24 protein-coding genes are annotated in these 19,424 nt (G+C 57.9%); 11 read left to right on the top strand and 13 right to left on the bottom strand.

All coding sequences use genetic code 11. The annotated features are described in order from the left end of the window. The first annotated feature begins 441 nt into the window (after positions 1 to 441). Together AC13DJ_RS14170 and AC13DJ_RS14165 are read left to right on the top strand one after the other, a co-directional pair. Positions 442 to 714 (top strand): CopG family ribbon-helix-helix protein, encoded by a 273-nt coding sequence (locus tag AC13DJ_RS14170; protein ID WP_022989998.1) that lies wholly within the window; start codon positions 442 to 444, stop codon positions 712 to 714. Further along, entirely contained in the window at positions 711 to 992 is a 282-nt protein-coding gene (locus tag AC13DJ_RS14165) for a type II toxin-antitoxin system RelE/ParE family toxin (protein ID WP_023012028.1), read from the top strand. The genes AC13DJ_RS14170 and AC13DJ_RS14165 overlap by 4 nt, the downstream gene beginning before the upstream one ends. Before the next feature lie 83 nt (positions 993 to 1,075). On the opposite strand, the gene AC13DJ_RS14160 is transcribed toward AC13DJ_RS14165, so the two are convergent. From AC13DJ_RS14160 to AC13DJ_RS14135, 6 genes are all read right to left on the bottom strand, one after another. After that, positions 1,076 to 1,348, bottom strand: coding sequence for a BrnA antitoxin family protein (locus tag AC13DJ_RS14160; RefSeq protein ID WP_054641814.1), 273 nt, complete (start codon positions 1,346 to 1,348; stop codon positions 1,076 to 1,078). After that, positions 1,323 to 1,634 carry a BrnT family toxin gene (locus AC13DJ_RS14155; RefSeq protein WP_106693228.1) on the bottom strand — a complete coding sequence of 104 codons (312 nt, stop codon included), beginning with the start codon at positions 1,632 to 1,634 and terminating at the stop codon, positions 1,323 to 1,325. Before AC13DJ_RS14155 ends, AC13DJ_RS14160 begins: the two co-directional genes overlap by 26 nt. Before the next feature lie 117 nt (positions 1,635 to 1,751). After that, positions 1,752 to 2,153 carry a type II toxin-antitoxin system VapC family toxin gene (vapC, locus tag AC13DJ_RS14150; protein WP_482934126.1) on the bottom strand — a complete coding sequence of 134 codons (402 nt, stop codon included), beginning with the start codon at positions 2,151 to 2,153 and terminating at the stop codon, positions 1,752 to 1,754. Next, a complete protein-coding gene (locus AC13DJ_RS14145; protein ID WP_286815847.1) occupies positions 2,150 to 2,344 on the bottom strand; it encodes a type II toxin-antitoxin system VapB family antitoxin in 195 nt (64 codons plus the stop codon). Before AC13DJ_RS14145 ends, vapC begins: the two co-directional genes overlap by 4 nt. A 135-nt stretch (positions 2,345 to 2,479) precedes the next feature. Continuing rightward, positions 2,480 to 2,734 carry a Txe/YoeB family addiction module toxin gene (locus AC13DJ_RS14140; RefSeq protein WP_232901785.1) on the bottom strand — a complete coding sequence of 85 codons (255 nt, stop codon included), beginning with the start codon at positions 2,732 to 2,734 and terminating at the stop codon, positions 2,480 to 2,482. Continuing rightward, positions 2,731 to 2,982, bottom strand: coding sequence for a type II toxin-antitoxin system Phd/YefM family antitoxin (locus AC13DJ_RS14135; RefSeq protein ID WP_127329600.1), 252 nt, complete (start codon positions 2,980 to 2,982; stop codon positions 2,731 to 2,733). Before AC13DJ_RS14135 ends, AC13DJ_RS14140 begins: the two co-directional genes overlap by 4 nt. A gap of 80 nt (positions 2,983 to 3,062) precedes the next feature. Here AC13DJ_RS14135 and AC13DJ_RS14130 point away from each other — a divergent pair, with 80 nt between their 5' ends. From AC13DJ_RS14130 to ahpF, 3 genes are all read left to right on the top strand, one after another. Continuing rightward, positions 3,063 to 3,275, top strand: coding sequence for a hypothetical protein (locus tag AC13DJ_RS14130; protein WP_482934127.1), 213 nt, complete (start codon positions 3,063 to 3,065; stop codon positions 3,273 to 3,275). Between the two features lie 271 nt (positions 3,276 to 3,546). Beyond that, complete coding sequence (gene ahpC / locus AC13DJ_RS14125; RefSeq protein WP_094624799.1) at positions 3,547 to 4,110, top strand: alkyl hydroperoxide reductase subunit C; 564 nt, start codon at positions 3,547 to 3,549, stop codon at positions 4,108 to 4,110. Between the two features lie 371 nt (positions 4,111 to 4,481). Then, positions 4,482 to 6,047 (top strand): alkyl hydroperoxide reductase subunit F, encoded by a 1,566-nt coding sequence (gene ahpF, locus AC13DJ_RS14120; RefSeq protein ID WP_289103011.1) that lies wholly within the window; start codon positions 4,482 to 4,484, stop codon positions 6,045 to 6,047. A gap of 79 nt (positions 6,048 to 6,126) precedes the next feature. On the opposite strand, the gene AC13DJ_RS14115 is transcribed toward ahpF, so the two are convergent. Further along, positions 6,127 to 6,798, bottom strand: coding sequence for a transglutaminase-like domain-containing protein (locus AC13DJ_RS14115; protein WP_289103013.1), 672 nt, complete (start codon positions 6,796 to 6,798; stop codon positions 6,127 to 6,129). A gap of 162 nt (positions 6,799 to 6,960) precedes the next feature. On the opposite strand from AC13DJ_RS14115, the gene AC13DJ_RS14110 reads away from it, so the two are divergent. Continuing rightward, positions 6,961 to 7,503: a YgjV family protein gene (locus tag AC13DJ_RS14110; protein WP_289103031.1), complete on the top strand. Its 543-nt coding sequence runs from the start codon at positions 6,961 to 6,963 to the stop codon at positions 7,501 to 7,503. Positions 7,504 to 7,648: 145 nt separating this feature from the next. Next, a complete protein-coding gene (locus AC13DJ_RS14105) occupies positions 7,649 to 9,175 on the top strand; it encodes a flavin-containing monooxygenase (protein WP_482934128.1) in 1,527 nt (508 codons plus the stop codon). Between the two features lies 1 nt (position 9,176). On the opposite strand, the gene mltF is transcribed toward AC13DJ_RS14105, so the two are convergent. Then, positions 9,177 to 10,547: a membrane-bound lytic murein transglycosylase MltF gene (gene mltF / locus AC13DJ_RS14100; protein ID WP_482934129.1), complete on the bottom strand. Its 1,371-nt coding sequence runs from the start codon at positions 10,545 to 10,547 to the stop codon at positions 9,177 to 9,179. A 191-nt stretch (positions 10,548 to 10,738) separates the two neighbouring features. Here mltF and AC13DJ_RS14095 point away from each other — a divergent pair, with 191 nt between their 5' ends. Then, complete coding sequence (locus AC13DJ_RS14095; protein ID WP_482934130.1) at positions 10,739 to 12,046, top strand: hypothetical protein; 1,308 nt, start codon at positions 10,739 to 10,741, stop codon at positions 12,044 to 12,046. Positions 12,047 to 12,058: 12 nt separating this feature from the next. Here the strand turns inward: AC13DJ_RS14095 and dsbG are convergent, their stop codons facing one another. Further along, positions 12,059 to 12,835, bottom strand: a complete 777-nt coding sequence (dsbG, locus tag AC13DJ_RS14090) for a thiol:disulfide interchange protein DsbG (protein ID WP_022990173.1) — start codon at positions 12,833 to 12,835, stop codon at positions 12,059 to 12,061. Next, positions 12,832 to 13,683, bottom strand: a complete 852-nt coding sequence (locus AC13DJ_RS14085; RefSeq protein WP_482934131.1) for a prolipoprotein diacylglyceryl transferase family protein — start codon at positions 13,681 to 13,683, stop codon at positions 12,832 to 12,834. Before AC13DJ_RS14085 ends, dsbG begins: the two co-directional genes overlap by 4 nt. Before the next feature lie 345 nt (positions 13,684 to 14,028). On the opposite strand from AC13DJ_RS14085, the gene AC13DJ_RS14080 reads away from it, so the two are divergent. Then, complete coding sequence (locus AC13DJ_RS14080) at positions 14,029 to 15,360, top strand: DEAD/DEAH box helicase (protein WP_482934132.1); 1,332 nt, start codon at positions 14,029 to 14,031, stop codon at positions 15,358 to 15,360. A gap of 105 nt (positions 15,361 to 15,465) precedes the next feature. Here the strand turns inward: AC13DJ_RS14080 and AC13DJ_RS14075 are convergent, their stop codons facing one another. Together AC13DJ_RS14075 and AC13DJ_RS14070 are read right to left on the bottom strand one after the other, a co-directional pair. Continuing rightward, positions 15,466 to 16,131 (bottom strand): OmpW/AlkL family protein, encoded by a 666-nt coding sequence (locus AC13DJ_RS14075; protein WP_482934133.1) that lies wholly within the window; start codon positions 16,129 to 16,131, stop codon positions 15,466 to 15,468. A 158-nt stretch (positions 16,132 to 16,289) separates the two neighbouring features. After that, positions 16,290 to 16,754 (bottom strand): winged helix-turn-helix transcriptional regulator, encoded by a 465-nt coding sequence (locus AC13DJ_RS14070; protein ID WP_482934134.1) that lies wholly within the window; start codon positions 16,752 to 16,754, stop codon positions 16,290 to 16,292. A gap of 89 nt (positions 16,755 to 16,843) precedes the next feature. Here AC13DJ_RS14070 and AC13DJ_RS14065 point away from each other — a divergent pair, with 89 nt between their 5' ends. Both AC13DJ_RS14065 and bamE read left to right on the top strand, forming a co-directional pair. Further along, on the top strand, positions 16,844 to 17,956 hold the full coding sequence (locus AC13DJ_RS14065; protein WP_286815835.1) for an NADH:flavin oxidoreductase: 1,113 nt from the start codon (positions 16,844 to 16,846) through the stop codon (positions 17,954 to 17,956). A 150-nt stretch (positions 17,957 to 18,106) separates the two neighbouring features. After that, positions 18,107 to 18,418, top strand: a complete 312-nt coding sequence (gene bamE / locus AC13DJ_RS14060; protein WP_022991367.1) for an outer membrane protein assembly factor BamE domain-containing protein — start codon at positions 18,107 to 18,109, stop codon at positions 18,416 to 18,418. A gap of 24 nt (positions 18,419 to 18,442) precedes the next feature. On the opposite strand, the gene AC13DJ_RS14055 is transcribed toward bamE, so the two are convergent. After that, positions 18,443 to 19,081, bottom strand: a complete 639-nt coding sequence (locus AC13DJ_RS14055) for a TetR family transcriptional regulator (protein ID WP_482934135.1) — start codon at positions 19,079 to 19,081, stop codon at positions 18,443 to 18,445. Positions 19,082 to 19,424: the final 343 nt, after the last annotated feature.

The following is a 19,424-nucleotide window of genomic DNA, read 5'->3' as shown; positions in this document are numbered from 1 at the left end:
CGCATGCCGGATCCTCTTGGTTGTTGGCTGTTTTTGGTTCGCACTTTAAACATACCAGAGCCAAGAGGATTCTTTTACCCTTCCTCAGAAATATTACCTGAAAATCAGTTGTTTATTAGTTTCTGGATGGGCACTAACTAGAAAATAGCAATTCGTGCTATCCAGTTTTTCCTACATTACGAAGAAGGTTTCGTAGGTCTTAGAGAAAGCGATAAATTTGACAGTAAAATATTTGCTCAGGGGCTCAAGGAGCCGGGCGTAATTGCCAAAGTCATTGAGTCAAATTTCACATAACAATCGGCTGCTGTCGGACAGTCAAAAGCTCCAGCCAAAACGCGGCCTCCACTTTTGCCTGCCGCAGAGCCCGGCGTTAAATTTTTTGCCGCACCCTCGTAGACTATGTTGTAATACATTGTAGTAGCCAAACTCGAGGGTATAGTCATGAGCGTCACCACGGTTCGCCTTCAAGCAGAAGTTGAACAGCACCTGGAAGCAATTGCTGGCAGGTTGCACCGGAGCAAAGGTTGGGTAATTAACCAAGCATTATCGGAGTACATAGAAAAGCAGCAGCTGGAGCAAGAGCGCTGGAAACAGACCTTAGAAGCAATGGAGTCCGCTGCACAAGGCAAGGTTGTTGATGCCCGCGAGGTTCACAGCTGGCTTAATAGTTGGGGAACCGACAACGAGCAGGATGCACCGAGGTCAGGTAAGTGAAACTGGTTTACACGGACGAAGCCATTGAAGATTTACAGCGCCTCAGGGAGTTCATTGCAGTCCACAATCCATCGGCGGCAGCCCGGATCGCCACCGAACTGGTTGGCAAAATCGAATTGCTTCCTGATTTTCCCAAGATGGGCACACCAGTTGAAATGGCACCGGTGCCTGACTCTGTTCGAGATATGGTTTTCGGGAAATATGTCGTTCGATATTCGCTCCATCCCAGTGCCATCATCATTCTCCGGGTATGGCATGGCCTTGAAGGTGAGCGGTAGTAATTTAACCAGGCGCGTCACTCGGATGCCTTTGTCTCCGCTGCGCTGCGACAAAGCCACCGGTGCGCTTCAGCGTTAGCACCTCAGGTCCGACGGCTGTCGTTTACATCATCTGCAAGCCAAGCCTTGATCAGCGATTGATAAGGCATGTCCCGCTTGTTGGCTTCGATTTTGATCCGATCAAGCAGCGTTTCCGGCAACCGGAGTGAGATGGTCTTGGTTGAGGGTTTCAGCTTCGGGAAAGATGCCGGCTTGGCCTGGCTCCAGTCCAGATAATCGGTAGAATCGTGGGTTTCCCAGAATTCCCGTTCTTCTGCTTCAGTTTTGAACTCAGGCATCTTTTTTGGTTTGCTCATAAACGGCCCTCTCTTTTCGGTGCATGTCGCGAGCGGAAATCACCCGAATCAGTGTACCGTTCTGCCTTAGTGTGAACGTGATGTGGAGTAATCTCTCATCATCAGTTTCACCAAGGGCATGAAAACGGGCCTCGGTCTGGCTGTGTTTGGAGTCTTCCAGCACCAGAAGCGGCTCATTAAAGAAAATTTCTTCCGCTTCAGACTGGTTTACGCCGTGTTTCTCCGCATTCTTGCGGGAGTTACCTTCGTCCCAGTCAAAGCCAGTAACTTGTGCCCAATTGATCATGAACGTATATTATCAGCATATACGCAGGGGTCAACAAGTGCTAACCAAGGCAGGCACGGCGACACCCACTACATTGCGGCTTCGCCTCCATTCCGTAGCCGCGCATGCAGGCTGGCGTTATGTTTCTCTCAGGGCAGGCTCAAGCCCAAGGTGATCAACAAAAGGGATAAAGTCGCGATCCAGGAACAACAGGGGTAGCTCCTTCTCTATGCAAAATGTCGCGATGGCCACATCGGCAGTCTTTCTGATCGTGATGCCCTTTTTACGAAGCGCTCGATAATTGTCGGCACACTTGGCTGCCATATCTTTGCCAAACATTTCATACTGATCCAGCGTCATCAGGCTTTGTTTGGTCTGACGATATTGTTTGTCGTTGCGGATGCCTTGCAGGATTTCCAGAAATATGAGGTCCCCGATAGCGACAGATCCTTGGACTATCGAGGCATCCAACAGGTCAGTATGTGGGTTAGTGAATCCGTTGAAATAGTCAATCCAGACGCTGGTATCCACCAGTATCATCCGGCGCTCCGCATTTCATTCAGGTCGCCTTCCCACTTGACCTTGCCGCGCAGTTTTCGAATTTCCTGCTGCTTACTCAACTGGACCAGAAGTTTCAGGCCTTGCTCAACGGCCTCTTTCTTGGTTTCGCAGCCGGAAGCTTTGAGGGCTTCGGCCATCAACTGGTCGTCAATGACAATGTTCGTTCTCACGGTGCACCTATGTGTAGGGTTTTCGGTTTCTATACACAATCTAGCACTTCGGGGAAAACATAACAATCGGCTGCACAGCGACCAGTTTTGTGCTGCTCCGCGGCTCCCAACCGGCGCATGAGCCAAGGCGTGAAATCAGTAGTGATACCGGAGTTGGGCGATTAGCAAAGCGTCATCCGTGACTTTGTAAACTATTCGGTGTTCGTCGTTGATCCGGCGAGACCAGTAACCGGCGAGGCTGTGTTTGAGGGGCTCTGGTTTGCCAACACCTTCGAACGGTTCTCGCTTGGTCTCTTTTATCAGCTTGTTGATTCGGTTAAGAATCTTTTTGTCGGTTTTCTGCCAGTACAGATAGTCTTCCCAGGCGTTCTCGGAGAAGATGAGTTTCATTCAAGAAGTTCCTTTTCCTGACCACCGCCTTGCTCCAGCTCCGCAACGGATTCCAGCAAACGCCGTGCGTTTTTTGGTGCGCGCAGAAGATACGCCGTTTCTTGCAGCGCCTCGTAGTCCTCCAGAGAGATCATTACCACTGACGGCGACTTGCTCCGGGTGATGATTACAGGGGAATGGTCTTCACAGACCTGCTCCATGGTTTTTGCTAGATTGGTTCTGGCGGCGGTATAGCTAATGGCATCCATAAGACTACTCCTGTACAGAATGTTGAACATGGTCAGGATATCGTACGCCAAAGGATTTAACAATCGGCTGCAGAGCGCCGATGTTCCAGCGCCACTGGAACCCCTATGTTGTGCTCATCGTCGCTGGCTTGCTCAGCGCACTGTACTTCGGCCTGACCTCGACGGTCTGGGCGGTCACCGATTGCCCGGGCTCGTTCCGGAATGTGCCGGAAGAAGCTATCGCCCACGGTTATACCTTTGCCCAGGATCCGGTGAAGAACGGGCAGGAATACCTTTTTTATATTTATGCCTAGTGAATCCGGGGGTTACTGCCGCCATCAAACCGTCACCGGAACAACACATACTGGTTTTCCACAGGATTGAAACGGCGGGGCGAGGCCCCATATCTGGTTAGGCATCGGGATAACGCCGTACCGCTGCGGGCCGAGAGGCAGGGTTTTATCAGGATAGGCTCAGCCTATCCCCAGGTTGGAAATAATCAATTTTTACCGAATTGGCAAAAGCAGTATTCTTTGCACCGATTCTTAGCCATCAACCCAAACGATCAACAGGAGCTATTCTGAGATGGGTATTATTAACAGCGAAATCAAACCGTTCAACGCTACCGCATTCAAGCAGGGCGAGTTTGTAGAAATCTCCGAAGCAGACGTTAAAGGCAAGTGGGCCATCTTCTTCTTCTACCCGGCTGACTTCACCTTCGTTTGCCCGACCGAACTGGGCGACGTAGCTGACAAGTACGAAGAGCTGCAGAAGCTGGGCGTTGAAGTGTTCTCCGTGTCTACCGACACTCACTTCACCCACAAAGCATGGCACGATACTTCCGACACCATCGGCAAGATCCAGTACTACATGGTAGGCGACCAGACTGGCACCATCACCAACAACTTCGGTGTTATGCGTGAAGGCCAGGGCCTGGCAGACCGTGCTACTTTCCTGATCGATCCGGATGGCGTTATCCAGGCCATGGAAATCACTGCTGAAGGCATCGGCCGTGACGCAGACGACCTGCTGCGCAAGGTTAAAGCTGCCCAGTACGTTCGCAACCATCCTGGCGAAGTTTGCCCGGCCAAGTGGAAAGAAGGCGAAGAAACACTGGCTCCGTCTCTGGACCTGGTTGGCAAGATCTAAGTTTTTCTGCCACAGAAAAACTGACTGGAAAGAGGTCTGTCCGCAGGCCTCGATCCTCCGAAAACCCCGGCTCTGCCGGGGTTTTTGCGTTGTGGTGTCCGCAAAACCCGCAATCTTGCCACCGGTCATGCCCTGGGCTTCCGATATCGTCTACTGTTGAAGTGAAGCTTGGGGTATTCGAGCGGCTGTGGTGGCCGGGGTTCAGAGTGGGGATGGGTTAACGCGCATGCTATAGCTCTGCCCTATTAATCGTTTTGCATCAATTAATTTGAGCTTTGTATTGCAGGGCCGTATCGTACACACAACTTCTTTTAACGATTCACTTTGAATTCAGCCACTTGGCTACGACAGACATCAAGGAGACCCCCTAAATGTTGGATGCAAACATCAAGCAACAACTCCAGGCGTACATGGAAAAGCTGCAGCAGCCGATCGAGCTGGTGGCAGCCTATGACGACAGCAAGAAGTCCCAGGAGCTGAAAGAGCTGCTGGAAGAACTGGAGCCGATGTCCTCCAAGATCAGCCTGCGCACCGAAGAATCAACCGACGTGCGTCGCCCGTCTTTCGCGATCAACCGGATTGGTTCCGATGTTGGCGTACGTTTCGCCGGTATCCCCATGGGTCACGAGTTCACCTCACTGGTACTGGCGCTGCTGCAGGTAGGCGGTCACCCGTCCAAGGCGTCACAGGAGCTGATGGAGCAGATCCAGGAGCTGGACGGCGAGTTCGAGTTCGAAACCTACTTCTCCCTGTCCTGCCAGAACTGTCCGGACGTGGTACAGGCCCTGAACCTGATGAGTGTGTTGAACCCGAAGGTGAAGCACACCTCCATCGACGGAGCCCTGTTCCAGGACGAAGTTGAGCAGCGTGAAGTGATGGCGGTACCCAGTGTTTACCTGAACGGCCAGCCCTGGGGCCAGGGCCGCATGACGCTGGAAGAAATCGTAGCCAAGCTGGACACCAACTCCGCCGAGAAAGAGGCCGAGAAGCTGAACCAGAAAGACGACTTCGAAGTTCTGGTCATCGGTGGTGGCCCGGCTGGCGCTGCGGCGGCGATCTACGCGGCCCGTAAGGGAATCTCCACCGGTATTGCGGCCGAGCGTTTCGGTGGCCAGGTGAGCGATACCATGGGTATCGAGAACCTGATTTCCGTGCCTTACACCGAAGGCCCGAAGCTGGTCTCTGCCATGGAGCAGCACGTTAACGAATACGAAGTCGACATCATGAACATGCAGCGCGCCGAAAAGCTGATCCCGGCAGCGCAGCCGGGCGGCCTGCACGAAGTGAAGCTGGCCAATGGTGCTTCTTTGAAGTCCCGTACCCTCATTCTGTCCACCGGTGCCCGCTGGCGCCAGATGGGTGTGCCGGGTGAAGAAGAGTACCGTAACAAGGGCGTGGCCTACTGCCCGCACTGCGACGGCCCGCTGTTCAAAGGCAAGCGCGTGGCGGTAATCGGTGGCGGTAACTCCGGCGTGGAAGCTGCCATCGACCTGGCCGGTATTGTTGGCCACGTTACCCTGATCGAGTTTGGCGACCAGATGCGTGCAGACGAAGTGCTGCAGAAGAAACTGCGCAGCCTGGACAACGTGAAGATCATCACCTCTGGCCAGACCACCGAGGTGGTGGGCGAGAACGGCAAGGTAAGTGGCCTTAACTACACCGACCGCACCACCGGTGAAGCGCACCACATCGAGCTGGAAGGTATCTTCGTCCAGATCGGCCTGGTGCCGAACACCGAGTGGTTGAAGGGTGATATCGAGCTGAGCCAGCACGGCGAGATCATCGTCAACGACCGTAACGAAACATCCATTCCGGGTGTGTTCGCGGCCGGCGATGCCACCACGGTGCCCTACAAGCAGATCGTGATCTCTATGGGCGAAGGTGCCAAGGCTTCCCTGAGTGCCTTTGACTTCCTGATCCGCAACTCTGCGCAGTAAGTTTACGCAAGCCTGACAGCCTCGGGCTGACCCCTGAAACCGGTATCTGCGGGATGTGGATACCGGTTTTTTTATGGGCTTACGAGCCGCCCGCGATGTCCTGCTCCAGGCTACCGCTTACCGGGTCAGCCTCGCCCTGCGGGGTGAACAGGTGGCCGTAGGCCGCCTGCAGGCCTTCAAGAATAAAATCAAAGGGCACGTCGTCGAACACGCCGTGGTCGTTGATGTATTCCATATGGGCGTGGCCATCCTCGGTGAACTCCTGGAACACCGAGTCGTTCACGCCGTCGAACTCCAGCGGGTCTACCTTCATCATCTGGCACAGCTGCTGGTTGAATGCTGGCGTGGCCTTCACCCAGCGGCCGTTCAGGTACAGCTCGATAAACCCGTGCATGCGAAACACATCCGACTGCAGCCATTCAATCAGCTTGGGGCTGGACAGGTGGTTGCGTACATCGGCCAGGCCCAGGCGGCTGGGGATGCCCAGGGCCCGCGCGGCCGCGCCCAGAAGAACGGCTTTGGGGATGCAGTAGGTTTCGCCGGATTCCAGGGCATAGCTGGCGGACAGGGTGTGGGGCTCCGCCCGGAACACATAGGGGTTGTACTGGATGCCGTCGCGCACCGCCAGATACAGTGCCTTCATTTGCTCTACCGGGTCATCCGGAACACCGGCCAGCTGCTCCTGGAGCCAGGCGCTAACTGCGGGATGGTTGTAGTTGAAGAAGGGCGTGGCTTTCAGGTAGTTGTCCATGTCCGGATTCCAGGGTGTGCGCATGATTGAACGATGATGGCCTGATTAGCAAACTAAGGGCAATGGCATTTTGTACCAAAGGTATTGCTCGCAGGCACCACCAACTGCGTGGTTCAGCGCCGGCAAATATGGCAGTCTGGTGGTTTTGACGACGAGGGCGCGATGGCAGATCTGCTCGCAGGCATGACATTGGCACAACTGCTTGGCCAGCTGGCGGGTCTGGTGGCCCTGGCTTTCTGTATTGCCGGCTTTGCCAACAAGAATGACGACCGGCTGATGGTGCTGCTGATCTCTGCCAATGTCGCCTTCGCCCTGATGTTTGCCTTCTTCCAGAGCTGGACGGCAGCCGCCTTGACGGTGCTGGTCATCCTGCGCATCGCCCTGGCGCGCCGTTACCAGGGCAACTGGAAAATCATGGCCGGCATACTCACCGTCAATCTGCTGGTGGCCTGGGCCACCTGGAAAACCGCCACCGATGTATTCCCGCTGACCGCCGCCACCCTGGGCACCATGGGTATGTTCATGCTCCGGGGGATACCGCTTCGCATTGTGCTTGGCCTGGCCGCCCTGGCGTGGATGCTCAACAACATCGTGATCGGTTCGGTAGGCGGCATCCTGGCCGAGGGCATGGTGCTGGTTACCAACATCATTACCATTGTCCGGCTGTATCGGTTGCAGAAAAAGTACCCGGGGTTAAAGCCGTGAGACAAGCAGGTTCCGGCCGGACGTGTGCAGGTGGTTTGGCCCTGCATACGGCTTCACGGGGGTTGTCAGGCCAATTGAAGTAGCGGGCCGGCGGCGTAACGTGGGCGTTATTCAACAAGAAAGATAACGCCCGGGAGACATCCGCATGAACCAACAACACTACGATGTCCTGATCATCGGTGCCGGGGTATCCGGCATCGGCATGGCCTGCCATCTGAAACGGGAATGCCCCGGCAAGCGCTTTGCCATCCTGGAGCGCCGCCAGGCCATGGGCGGTACCTGGGACCTGTTCCGCTATCCCGGCATCCGTTCGGATTCTGACATGTTCACCTTCGGCTATAACTTCCGGCCCTGGACCGGCGGCAAAGTGCTGGCCGATGGCGCATCCATCAAGCGTTATGTGGCGGAAACCGCGAAGGAAAACGATGTCGAAAAGCACATCCGGTACAGCGTGGCGGTAAAGAACGCCGAATGGTCCAGCGCAGATAAGTGCTGGACAGTGACCGCCGAGAATGAGCAGACCGGCGACCAGGAAACCTACACCGCTAACTTCCTGGTGGGTTGTACCGGTTACTACAACTATGACCAGGGCTACAAACCGGATTTCCCCGGCGAGAGCGACTTCAAGGGCCAGGTTGTGCACCCCCAGCACTGGCCGGAAAACCTGGACTACACCGGCAAGAAAGTGGTGGTGATCGGCAGTGGCGCCACGGCCATTACCCTGGTGCCGACCATGGCGGAGAAAGCGGCCCATGTCACCATGCTGCAGCGCTCGCCTACCTATCTGATGCCGCTGCCATCAACAGACAAAGTGACCCTGGCCATGCAGAAAGTGCTGCCGGCCAGGACCGCCTACCGGCTGACCCGGGCCCGGAATATTTCCATTTCCCGGTTCCTGTTCGAGCGCTCCCGCAAGAGCCCGAAAGCCATGCGCCGCCTGTTCCTGTCGATCATCAAGCGCCAGCTGAATGGCAAGGCTGACATGCGCCACTTCAGCCCGGACTACAACCCCTGGGACCAGCGCCTGTGCGTGGTGAAAGACGGCGACTTGTTCGAGGCCATCAAGGCCGGCACCGCGTCGATCAAAACCGATCATATCGAGCGCTTTACCAAAACCGGTATTCGCCTGAAATCCGGCGAGGAACTGGAAGCCGACATCATCGTTCCGGCCACCGGCCTGGATATCCAGATGCTGGGTGGCATCAAACCCCGGGTTGATGGCCGGGAGGTGGTGTTGAAAGACAAGGTGATCTACAAGAACGTGATGCTGGAAGGCATGCCCAATGCCGGCATGATCTTCGGCTACACCAACATTTCCTGGACCCTGAAAGCGGATATCGCCAGCGAGTACCTGTGCCGGCTGATCAACCATATGGGTCGCAAGGGTTATGAGGTGGCGGTGCCACGGGATACCGAGAACAGTGGCGGTGATGAAACCATTCTGGGCTCTCTGGGCGCCGGCTACATCAAACGAGCCGAAGACCGGCTGCCCCGCCAGGGCACTCATGGCCCCTGGAAGGCCTCGCAGGATTACCTCACCGATGTGAAGATTCTGCGCTTCGAGCCCATCGAAGATGGCTACCTGGAATTCGACGGCCAGCGCAGCCTGGCCGGCCAACCGCAGAGTGCCGGTTTCCTGCGGCCCCTGCGCTCGGCCCTGTTCGGCTCCTGAGTTACTGGAACGCTGGCCGGATAATGTCCCGGTAGTTGCGGATACGCTGCACGTAGTGCACCGGTTCGTAACCCCGGGCGTAGCCATAGCGGGTGCTGGGGTAGTAGCGTTTGTCGGCTTTCAGGGGCAGTACCTTTTCCATGTCGTCCCAGGAATCCGGGTTCTTGCCCAGGTCCCGGGCCAGTTGCCGGGCATCCAGCAGGTGGCCGCGGCCGATGTTGTAGCTGGCCAGGGCCAGGAAGGTGCGGTCCGGCTCCGGGATGGTTTCCGGCAGGCGGCGATGGCGGTCGGCCAGGTAGCGGGCACCGCCGTCAATGGAAGCAATTGGGTCCAGCCGGTTGGTTACCCCCAGGGATTTTGCGGTGTTCAAAGTCAGCATCATCATCCCCCGCACGCCGGTGGGCGACCTGGCTTTCGGGTTCCAGTGGGATTCCTGGTAGGAAAGCGCTGCCAGCAGGTCGGCCGGTATGCCGGTTTTCTGCTCGGCCGCCCGGAACAGGTCGATGTAGTTCGGCAGCCGGTCTTCAATCCGCCGGTTCAGGGCCCGCAAGTCGACAAAGTCGAAGTCGCCGATGTAGGCGTAGTAGAGGTTTTCCATCCGGCCCAGGGCTTCGTCACCTTCCTTGCTGTTCATCCACTCTCGGGTGTCTGCTGCCAGCTCGTCTGAGCCGGCCGGCAGGTACCAGCCCAGATTGCGCCCTTCAGTCAGGTTCATGGCCACTTCCAGGTGCGGGAAGTGCCGGCGCATCACCTGCACAATGTTGGAGTCTGCCACGGTGCAGCCCACATTCCTGTCTGCCACTTCGGCCAGGATCACTTCGGTGGTGCGCTCGCTGTCTTCCCGGAACTCAATTTCCGGATGCTGTCCGGCCAGTTCGTTCAGTGTGTCCACATAGCTGGAGTCGGCGGTGACCGCAATATCGATTCCCTGAATGTCTTCAGGTTTGCGGGGCAGGGGGCGATCGTCACGGTGGCAGACCAGTTGCTCGGTGATCTCGGTGTGGGCCGGCCCCGGAGTGAACAGCTCGTTGCGGCTGTGCAGGTGGGTCAGGCCGGAGGCTGCCAGGTGGGTAGTGCCGGCTTCCAGGGCGGCGAGCACATCGGCGGTGGAGTCCAGCATGGTCCACTCCACCTCCCAGCCACGAGCCTGGGCGTAGTCGGAGACCAGGGCGTACTCCGGGCCGACAGGGTTCTCGTGTCGGTCAAGGTAGTAGGTGGTCGAGCCGTTTCGGGTGGCGACTTTCAGAATACCGGTTTCCGAGGGCGGCTTGAGCCCGGTGCTTTGGGCGGACGTTTCCTGCTGCTCGCTGCACCCGCCCACCATCATTAAAACGGCGGACAGGCCGAGGGTGAATTTCCATCCGGACTGCATGATGGATCATCCTTTTTTCTTATGTCGTGAATTTATATAGACCTTACTCTCCGTTAAAACTACGCACCGATCAACCCTGTGGATTTCCTCCCCGGCATAGCTCAGGGCTGTGTTATCACAAATGCTGATAGGCAAGGGCCCTTAGCATCCTTACGATAACGGCTTCCTGTTGTTCGAATAAGGACACCACCTTGCCTATCGGATTACGTTCGGCCTTTGCCTACCTTGCCCTGACTGCGGCCGTGCTTTCGCTGCTGCCCGGTATGCCGTTGCTGGGTGCGGCGGCGGCTGGTATGGCGATACTTCTGGGTTGGCAGGACATGCGTAACGTGCCCCGTGCGGTGTTTGTGGTGGCCCTGGCCATGCTGATCTTTGCCCTGGGCTACGACCCGGCGCTGATCGTAACCGCCGTCGGCAACATGACCCGCCTGGCGGGCCTGATGCTGGCGGTGATGCTGTTGTCGAACGTGCTGGCCCGCACACAGGACCTGCAACAGATTTCTTCCAGCCTGTTTGGTGGCAAGCCGCTGACCCGTTATCTGAGCCTGGCCTTCGGTACCGCGCTGGTATCCATTCCCCTGAACTTTGGTTCGGTCGCTGTGGTGGGCAGCCTGGTGGGGGAGCGTATCCGTCGCAATGGCGATTCCGAATCTACCCGCAATGCCACACGGGCTGTTTTGCGGGGGTTCGGCGTGGCACCTTCGTTCTCGCCCCTGTCTATCTCGGTGGTGCTCACCCTGACTTTGTTGCCCCAGGTGAGCCTGTTGTCACTGTTGTCGCTGGCCGTGCCGTTTTCTGTGCTGATGCTGCTGGCGGGATTACGCTGGCGTGAACCGGAACCGTTGGAAAACACCGAGCAGGGCGGTACTGGTGCCGGCGCGGGCAGTTGGCTGCGATTTGGTGGCCTGATTCTGGCGGTGTGTGTGGGTGTACTCTGGCTCAGCCATCAGTTCGGGCTGAGCTATGCCCATGCGGTGGCTCTGAGCTGCCTGGGGGCGGTGCTGTTGTACCGGGTTCTGGGATGGCTGCGAGGGCAAAATCCGCCCATGACCAGCATGGCCAATGTCAGCAACGAACTGGCCATTGTGGGTGGTTCGGCCTTTATCGGGGCGGTGCTCAGCGGCGTGGTACTGGGCCAGATCAGTGGTCAGCCGGAATTGCCGGTGTGGCTCTGGGCCCTGCTGGCCGCCGGTGTGCCCTGGGTGTTCTTTGCCGCCGGTCTGGCGGGTATGAACCCGATTATCATTGCCACCCTGATGGGCGGTATTCTGGGTTCCCTGTGGCCAACCGCGGCCCAGCTGGGCCTGGCGATTGCCATGGTTACCGGCTGGGGTATTACTGCCTTCGGCACACCCTTTGCGGCCAACGCCCTGATCATGGAACGGCTGACCGGTTACCGGGCCCGGGATGCCTCCTTCCGCTGGAGCCTGCCGCTGTCTCTGTGGGGTTTGGGCGCGGCCAGCCTGCTGGGCTTCAGCCTGACGTTCTGGCTGGCCTGACGCAGGGTTCCGTCAAGGCTTGGAGCCCATCATCCGTTCCAGCGCCTGCGGGTTAGGCAGGCCCTGAACCATTTTCACATTGCCTTCACCATCCTTGTACAGGGTGCTGGGGGTGGCTTGCAGGCCCAGTTGCTGCATCAGGCGGTTGTTGGCCTTCACGTCCATATGGGCGGCGCTGACTTTCTTGCGGTCGACCTCTATGCCACCCTGCTCGTAGTTGCCCTGATGCTCATGCAATGCAGCTTCCGGGTTGTCGCTGCCAAGAATGGTGGCGGCCTTGGTCAGGCTGTCTTCCCGAAGAATACCCACCATAATGTGCCGTAGCTGCACCTTGCCGGCATCAATCCATGCCGCTGCCTGCTGGCGGAACCGGTGGCAGTAGGGGCAATTGGGGTCGGTGAAGGTATAAATCACGGTCTCGGCGTCTTCGGCGCCGTCACGCACCCAGTTGCTGCTTTCCAGCCGGGGCCAGGCTTCGGCGAATTTCGGGCCGGTCACCAGCTCTTCGATGCTGGCAGCACTGAGGTTGGTGCCTTTATCGTCCAGCAGCGTACCCACAATTACATGGTCGCCATCCGGGGTCAGGTAAAACGCCAGGGAGCGCCCCTGCATCTCGCCGACGTAGCCAGTCATGCCGCCCGGCGCTTCGAAGCTTTCCAGGACGGTAACGCCCTGTTGCTCCAGCGACTGGATTGCGGGTGGGTAGTCCTGGGCTTGTGCCGCCATGGCAAACAGGGCAGACGATAAAACGGTGCCCTTGATCAGGCGTTGGGCAAGGGGAGTGCTCATCGGGATGTTAACTCCTTGGATGGGGATGAGTTCAGGAAGCTGGCATCGAAGCGTTCGAGGCTCCGGGCCAGGCTGGCGCGGGACAATTCGCCCATATGGGTATCTACAAGGTGGCCCTGGGCGTTGTAGAACAGGGTGGTTGGCAAGCCGTGGCTGCCGACTACCCGGCCAAAACGGTTCTGCCTGTCGCTGAGTACGTGGCTCAGGTTCAGGTTCTGTTCCATCAGGAACTTGCGGATGGTTTCCGGGTGCTCGCCCTGGTTGGCGAAGACAAAGTTCACGTTCGGATAACGCTGCTGGGCTTCTTCCAGCACCGGCATCTCGCGGATGCAGGGCGGGCACCAGGTGGCCCAGAGATTCACCACCGTGGGCTTGTCACCGCCCAGGCTGGCCAGGTCTACCGGGCGCTCGTTCAGGTCGGTCAGGGCGACTTCGGGCAGGCCCTGGGTTTGCTGGTTCATCAGGGCGATCAGGCCACTGATGCCGCCCCAGGTAATCAGCCCGGCGGCAACGGCGGAGCCCAGTGCCCGGCGCATGGCGGCCCGTTTCCACATCAGGTAGCCGGTGAACGCCAGGGCAACAACCAGGCCGGTCACCATATCGAAACCGCCGTCGCGGATGTCGATCATGCCCAGCCAGTCGCCCTGATACTCGCCAAAATACCGCACCACAAAGCCGATACGGGCACTGACCATGGCGACCAGGAAGATATCGGCCAGGGTGCCGGCTACCGGGGTTTTTTCTTTACGGCCGGTCAGGGTGCCTACAATCAGGGCGACCACAAAGGCCAGCACCAGAAGCAGGTGCCCGATGGACAGGCTGAGGGGGCCAACGCCTACGCTGAGCATGGAATCTCCGGAATCCTGTGGGTTTTTATTGGCATACGGCGGCTAGTGACCGGAGACATTCATGGGAGTTCCATGTTTTTGCATAATTGAAAGCCTGCTAATAAAAACCACCTATAGCTATTTGCCGGGTGCTCTGTTACCGTGCCTGCATCCTGCCTCTAGGGATTCCGCAGTTTCCGGCCAACGGCCGCTTTGCGAACCATCCATACGACCTGTCAGAGGACGTCACCCCGAACCCGGCGCGTGACCGTAGTCGTCTTTTATTCCATGAATGTTCATGGCATCTGCCCGCATTCGCCGTATCCGGTGTTCGTGGAGGCAGAATCAATCAAGAGTACACCTTATATGAGTTTTTCTTCCCTCGGTTTGTCCGAGCAGCTGGTCCGTGCCACCGCCGATCAGGGTTATGAAACCCCGTCTCCCATTCAGCTGCAGGCAATCCCTGCTGTTTTGTCTGGCAAGGACGTAATGGCCGCGGCCCAGACCGGCACAGGTAAAACCGCTGGTTTTACCCTGCCTTTGTTGCAGCGCCTGGCGGAAAACCCCCGCACCGGCAAAGGCCCCCGCGCCCTGATTCTCACACCCACCCGTGAACTGGCCGCGCAGGTACACGACAGCGTGAACCTTTACAGCAAATACGTTCCCACCAAGGCCGCCGTGGTTTTCGGTGGTGTAAAGATCAACCCGCAGATGATGAAGCTGCGCAAGGGCCTGGACGTACTGGTGGCAACACCTGGCCGTTTGATGGACCTGTATCAGCAGAACGCTGTGCGCTTCAACGAAGTGGAAATCCTGGTACTGGACGAAGCCGACCGCATGCTGGATATGGGCTTTATCCGCGACATCCGCAAGATCCTTGCGTTGCTGCCGGCCAAGCGCCAGAACCTGCTGTTCTCTGCCACCTTCTCCAACGAAATCCGCACCCTGGCCCAGGGCCTGCTGGATAACCCGGTACAGGTGGAAGTGGCGGCCCGTAACACCACCGCCGAGAAGGTGAAGCAGTCGGTTTACCCGGTAGACCAGAGCCAGAAGACCGCGCTGCTGAGCAAGCTGGTGCGTGACAACGCCTGGGACCAGGTGCTGGTATTCACCCGCACCAAGCACGGCGCCAACCGCCTGACCCAGAAGCTGGAAAAGGACGGCATCACCGCCGCCGCCATTCACGGCAACAAGTCACAGGGTGCCCGTACCCGTGCGCTGGCGGATTTTAAGGCCGGTGAAGTACGCGTGCTGGTTGCCACCGACATCGCCGCCCGTGGTCTGGACATCAAACAGCTGCCGCAGGTGGTGAACTTTGAACTGCCGAACGTGCCGGAAGATTACGTGCACCGCATCGGCCGTACCGGCCGCGCCGGCGAAAGTGGCCATGCGTTGTCGCTGGTAAGTGCCGATGAAGGCAAACTGCTGGCGGGTATCGAAAAGCTGATCAAGAAGCAGCTTCCGCGCAAGGAAGTGGAAGGCTTCGAGCCGAAGAACAACCTGCCGCTGAAGCCCAAAGCCAAGGCCGACCCGAGCAAGGCCCGCAGCCGTCGCCCGCAAGGTGGCGCTGGCAAGAGTTTTGGCCCGAAACCGGCTGGCCGTAGTGGTGGCCGCGGACGTGGTGCTCAGGGCGAAGGACAAGGCCGTGGCCAGGGGCAGGGCAGAACTGGCCGCCCGGCCCAGCGCCAGAGCGCGTGATAACCCGGTTCTCCAGGCATAAAAAAGCGGGGCTGCAACACAGCCCCGCACAGGAGAACGCACCATCCGGCAGCCACAGACCAGGGACTGCCGGGGGTACGTGGATCAGAACTTGTAGGTGAAACCTACCATGTAGACCATTGGGTCGATTTCTACTTCGAATTTGTCGGTTTTGGTTACGCCGTCTGCCAGAGTCACTTGTGCATCGGTATTAATGTCGGCCCACCAGACTGCGGCGTTCAAGCCGAACTGCTCGCTCAGCATGTAGTCCACCCCGAACTCTACTGCGACACCCACGCTGTCATCCAGATCCAGTTCACCCAGAACAGTCTTCTCTTCGAAGAAAGTCGTGTAGTTAACACCTACGCCCGCATAGGGCTGTACAGCAGATGAACTCTTCATCGGGTAGTACTGCAGGGTAATAGTTGGTGGCAGTTGCTTGGTCTCACCAATGTCACCCAAGGCTGCAATGTCGCCAGCGCCACTGATGTTGTGCTTGAATGGCGTTGCCGCAAGCACACCCAAGCCAAGGTTACTTGTGAACATGTAGGTGCCACGAAGACCCAACTGTGTGTTGGAGTCTACTGCAACACGGGCGTCCGCACCGAGGGCCGCCACAGAGCCTACAGTAATGACTTCGCTGGAATCATCCGGCGCCACGTGCACCGCACCTGCGCGAACAATGAAATCGCCGGCTTCAAAGGCCTGAGCAGCCGGAGCAACAGCCATCACGGCCGCGGCCAGAACACCGAGTTTGAAAGTACGAGACATAGCCATTTCCTCACTTATTAAAAGTCAATGGAGTGAGGGTAATCGCTGGGGAAAGGGAAAGCTTGATTTAAGACAATTAAGGGCGCCACCCCGGCAGGCTTCGGCGGCACGGTTGACCCAACTCAAAAAAACGGGGGTACTTCGGGCCCTGCGTATAGTCAGCCCTGGTTGCTGGCCTTCTCCAGGTCTTCCACCACCAACACATCCCGGATACTCAGAGGCTCGCCCTCGGCGTTCTGCACCGTGACCGCCTTTATCGGCTGACCGGTTTCCCGGTCACGAAGGTCCAGCGGCTGGCCGTCTGGCGCCGGGTTCCACTTGTCACCCCACTGGCGCAGGGCCACCACCACCGGGAACAGGTCCCGGCCTTTTTCGGTCAGGCGGTATTCAAAGCGGGAGCCATGCTCGCCCACATCTTCCTTGCGCAGCACTTCGTTGTCGACCAGCCGTGCCAGGCGGTCGCACAGGATGTTCTTGGCGATGCCCAGCTGCTGCTGGAAGTCGACAAACCGTCGCGTGCCGTACATTGCATGCAGCACAATCAGCAGGGACCACCAGTCGCCCACTTCATTGAGGGCGCGGGCGACGGAGCAACTGGAATCATCAAAACGTTTTCTGGCCATGTAAGGGAGTGTACCCAATAGGGTTGCATTTTGAAACCGGATTGAATAGGGTTGCTTTACGAAACCAAATTAATGAGGTTGCACATCACATGAGTATGAATCTTGGTCCTTTGTTTGAGCCGTTTGAACTTCACAACCTCAAGCTGCGCAATCGCGTAGCCATGGCTCCGATGACCCGCAATTTCTCACCCAACGGCGTACCGGGTCAGGATGTGGTCGATTACTATCGTCGCCGTGCCGAAGCCGGCGTCGGCCTGATCATCACCGAAGGCACGGTAGTGAATCACGCCGCTGCCAACGGTTACCCGAACGTGCCGGCCTTCTATGGTGACGAAGCCCTGGCGGGCTGGAAGCAGGTGGTTGATGCCGTGCACGAAGCCGGCGGCGCCATCTTCCCGCAGCTGTGGCACGTGGGCGCGGTGCGCAAAGAAGGTATCGAGCCGGATCCGTCTGTTCCCGGTTACAGCCCTTCAGGCCTGTTTGCCCCGGGCAAGCCCAACGGCAAGGCGATGAGCAAGGAAGACATCCAGGATGTGATCAAAGCCTTCGGTGATGCCGCCCAGGATGCCAAGGCCCTTGGCTTTGACGGCGTGGAAATCCATGGTGCCCACGGCTACCTGCTGGACCAGTTCCTGTGGGAGGGCACCAACCAACGCGACGACGAATACGGCGGCAGCATGGAAAACCGCCTGCGCTTTGTGGTGGAAATCGTCGAAGAAGTCCGCCATCGCGTTGGCCCGGATTACCCGATCATGCTGCGTTTCTCCCAGTGGAAGCAGCAAGCCTATGAAGCGAAACTGGTTGATAGCCCGGAACAACTGGAACAGTTCCTGAAGCCGCTGGTGGATGCCGGTGTGGACATCTTCCACGCCTCCACCCGCCGCTTCTGGGAACCGGAATTTGAAGGTTCCAACCTGAACCTGGCCGGCTGGACCCAGAAACTCACCGGCAAACCGACCATGTCGGTTGGCAGTGTGGGCCTGACCGAAGACTTCATCAGCGGCACCTTCGCCAGCAAGAAAGAAGCCGTGGAACAGTCCGGCATCGACGAGCTGGTTGAGCGCATGACCAACCATGAATTCGAACTGATCGCGGTCGGCCGCGCCCTGCTGCAAGACCCGGAATGGCTGGTGAAAGTGAAAGAAGGCCGATTGAACGAAGTGGAAGCCTTCGCCAAGAAATCCCTGGCAAAACTCTACTGATCGAACCTACCCCTTCGATCGTGCCTGCCGCGCGCCCTCGGGCCCGCGGCTTTTTTGTGTCTGAAATCTGTCCGGTTCGTAATCGCAGCAATCGCCAGAAACGCTATGCTGTAGGCAGATTGTTGCTATTCACCAGACAAGGAGTTGGATATGGCTTTGATGCGTCATCTTAAACTGGCTGGGCTGGCTGCGGTATTGATCACCCTGGTGGGTTGCGCCAGCGTAGGCCGGGATTTTGCGACTCATAATGTCGACCAGATAACCATCGGTGAGACGACCCGCGCGGAGATTCAGGAGATGTTCGGTGAGCCCTGGCGCACCGGTATTGAAGACGGCAAACGCACCTGGACTTACGGCAAGTATCGCTGGTCCGCCTTTGGTGACGATGAAACCACGGATCTGGTGGTCCGTTTCAATAATGACGGCACGGTATCCTCTTACGTGTACAACACCACTGAATAAAAGCTTCCGGGCGCCGGCCTGACCTCAGTCAGAGGCCGGCGCCTGTTTCAGTGCCAGAATCTGCCCGGAATCCAGTTCCTCGATTAATGCCCCCCGGAACTGCCGGTTGATGAACCGCTCTGTTTCTACCTGAATCCGCTCCCGCTGCTCGGGCTTCTCGATATAGTCCATGGCCCGGAACAGGATGTAGCGGATGGTCATGTTGGAAATCTCCTGTACCATCACCTCATCGACGCCGGGCACCAGCCCGCGCTCCAGAATATCCTCGGCCATTTCCCGGGCGCTGGCGTCCAGTTGTGCCTCCAGGGCTCGGCGTAACACGGGCGACGGGCCGTGCAATTCCCTGACCGCCACCGTGGTTGCTGCCGGGTTGGCCAGGAAGTAGTGGTACACAAAGGTGACGGTGTCGTGGGAGGCCTGCTCCGAGGAATCCGCCATCTGACGCAACTGCCGCACGCCGGCTTTCATGTCCTCGGCGATATACCCCAGCACCTGCAGCCCGAATTCATCCAGGCTTTTGAAGTGCCGGTAAAACGTATTCGGATTCAACCCGGCCTCACGAGCCAGCTCCCGCAGCCCCAACGACGTCAGGCTCCGCGTTTCGGTAATCAACCGCAGAGCGGCCTGAACCAGTTTCAGTTTTCCGCCGGCCAGTGTGTCCATTTAAGCCTCATATTCTGGAGTTGGGCCGGGCGGTGGGCCTTGTTCACAGACACGCTACGAGCACATCCCTGTGCGCTTGTTTCAGGCCGTCCCTGGCCTTCAACAGTCTGTGAACAAGACCCACCGCCCGGCCGTTCTAACAGTGAGTATGCATGCCTTCTCAGATTCAGCATTTGGGAGACGGCCGCCACAGAAGCTTAACGGTTGGTTTGGGGGGAGGCTGTCCAAAAACCGCTCCTTGCGGCACCCCTACGGGGTCCGGCCCGCAATCACAGATTGCGGTCGCTCAGCTGTCGCATGAAGCTTCGCTTCATCAGCGCTCGGCTGAGCCCATGTGGCGCTT

The sequence above is a fragment of the Marinobacter sp. L-46 genome (genome assembly GCF_056859535.1).
The sequence above is the reverse complement of the archived record's forward strand: the minus strand, read 5'-3'. Positions and strand labels throughout refer to the sequence as shown.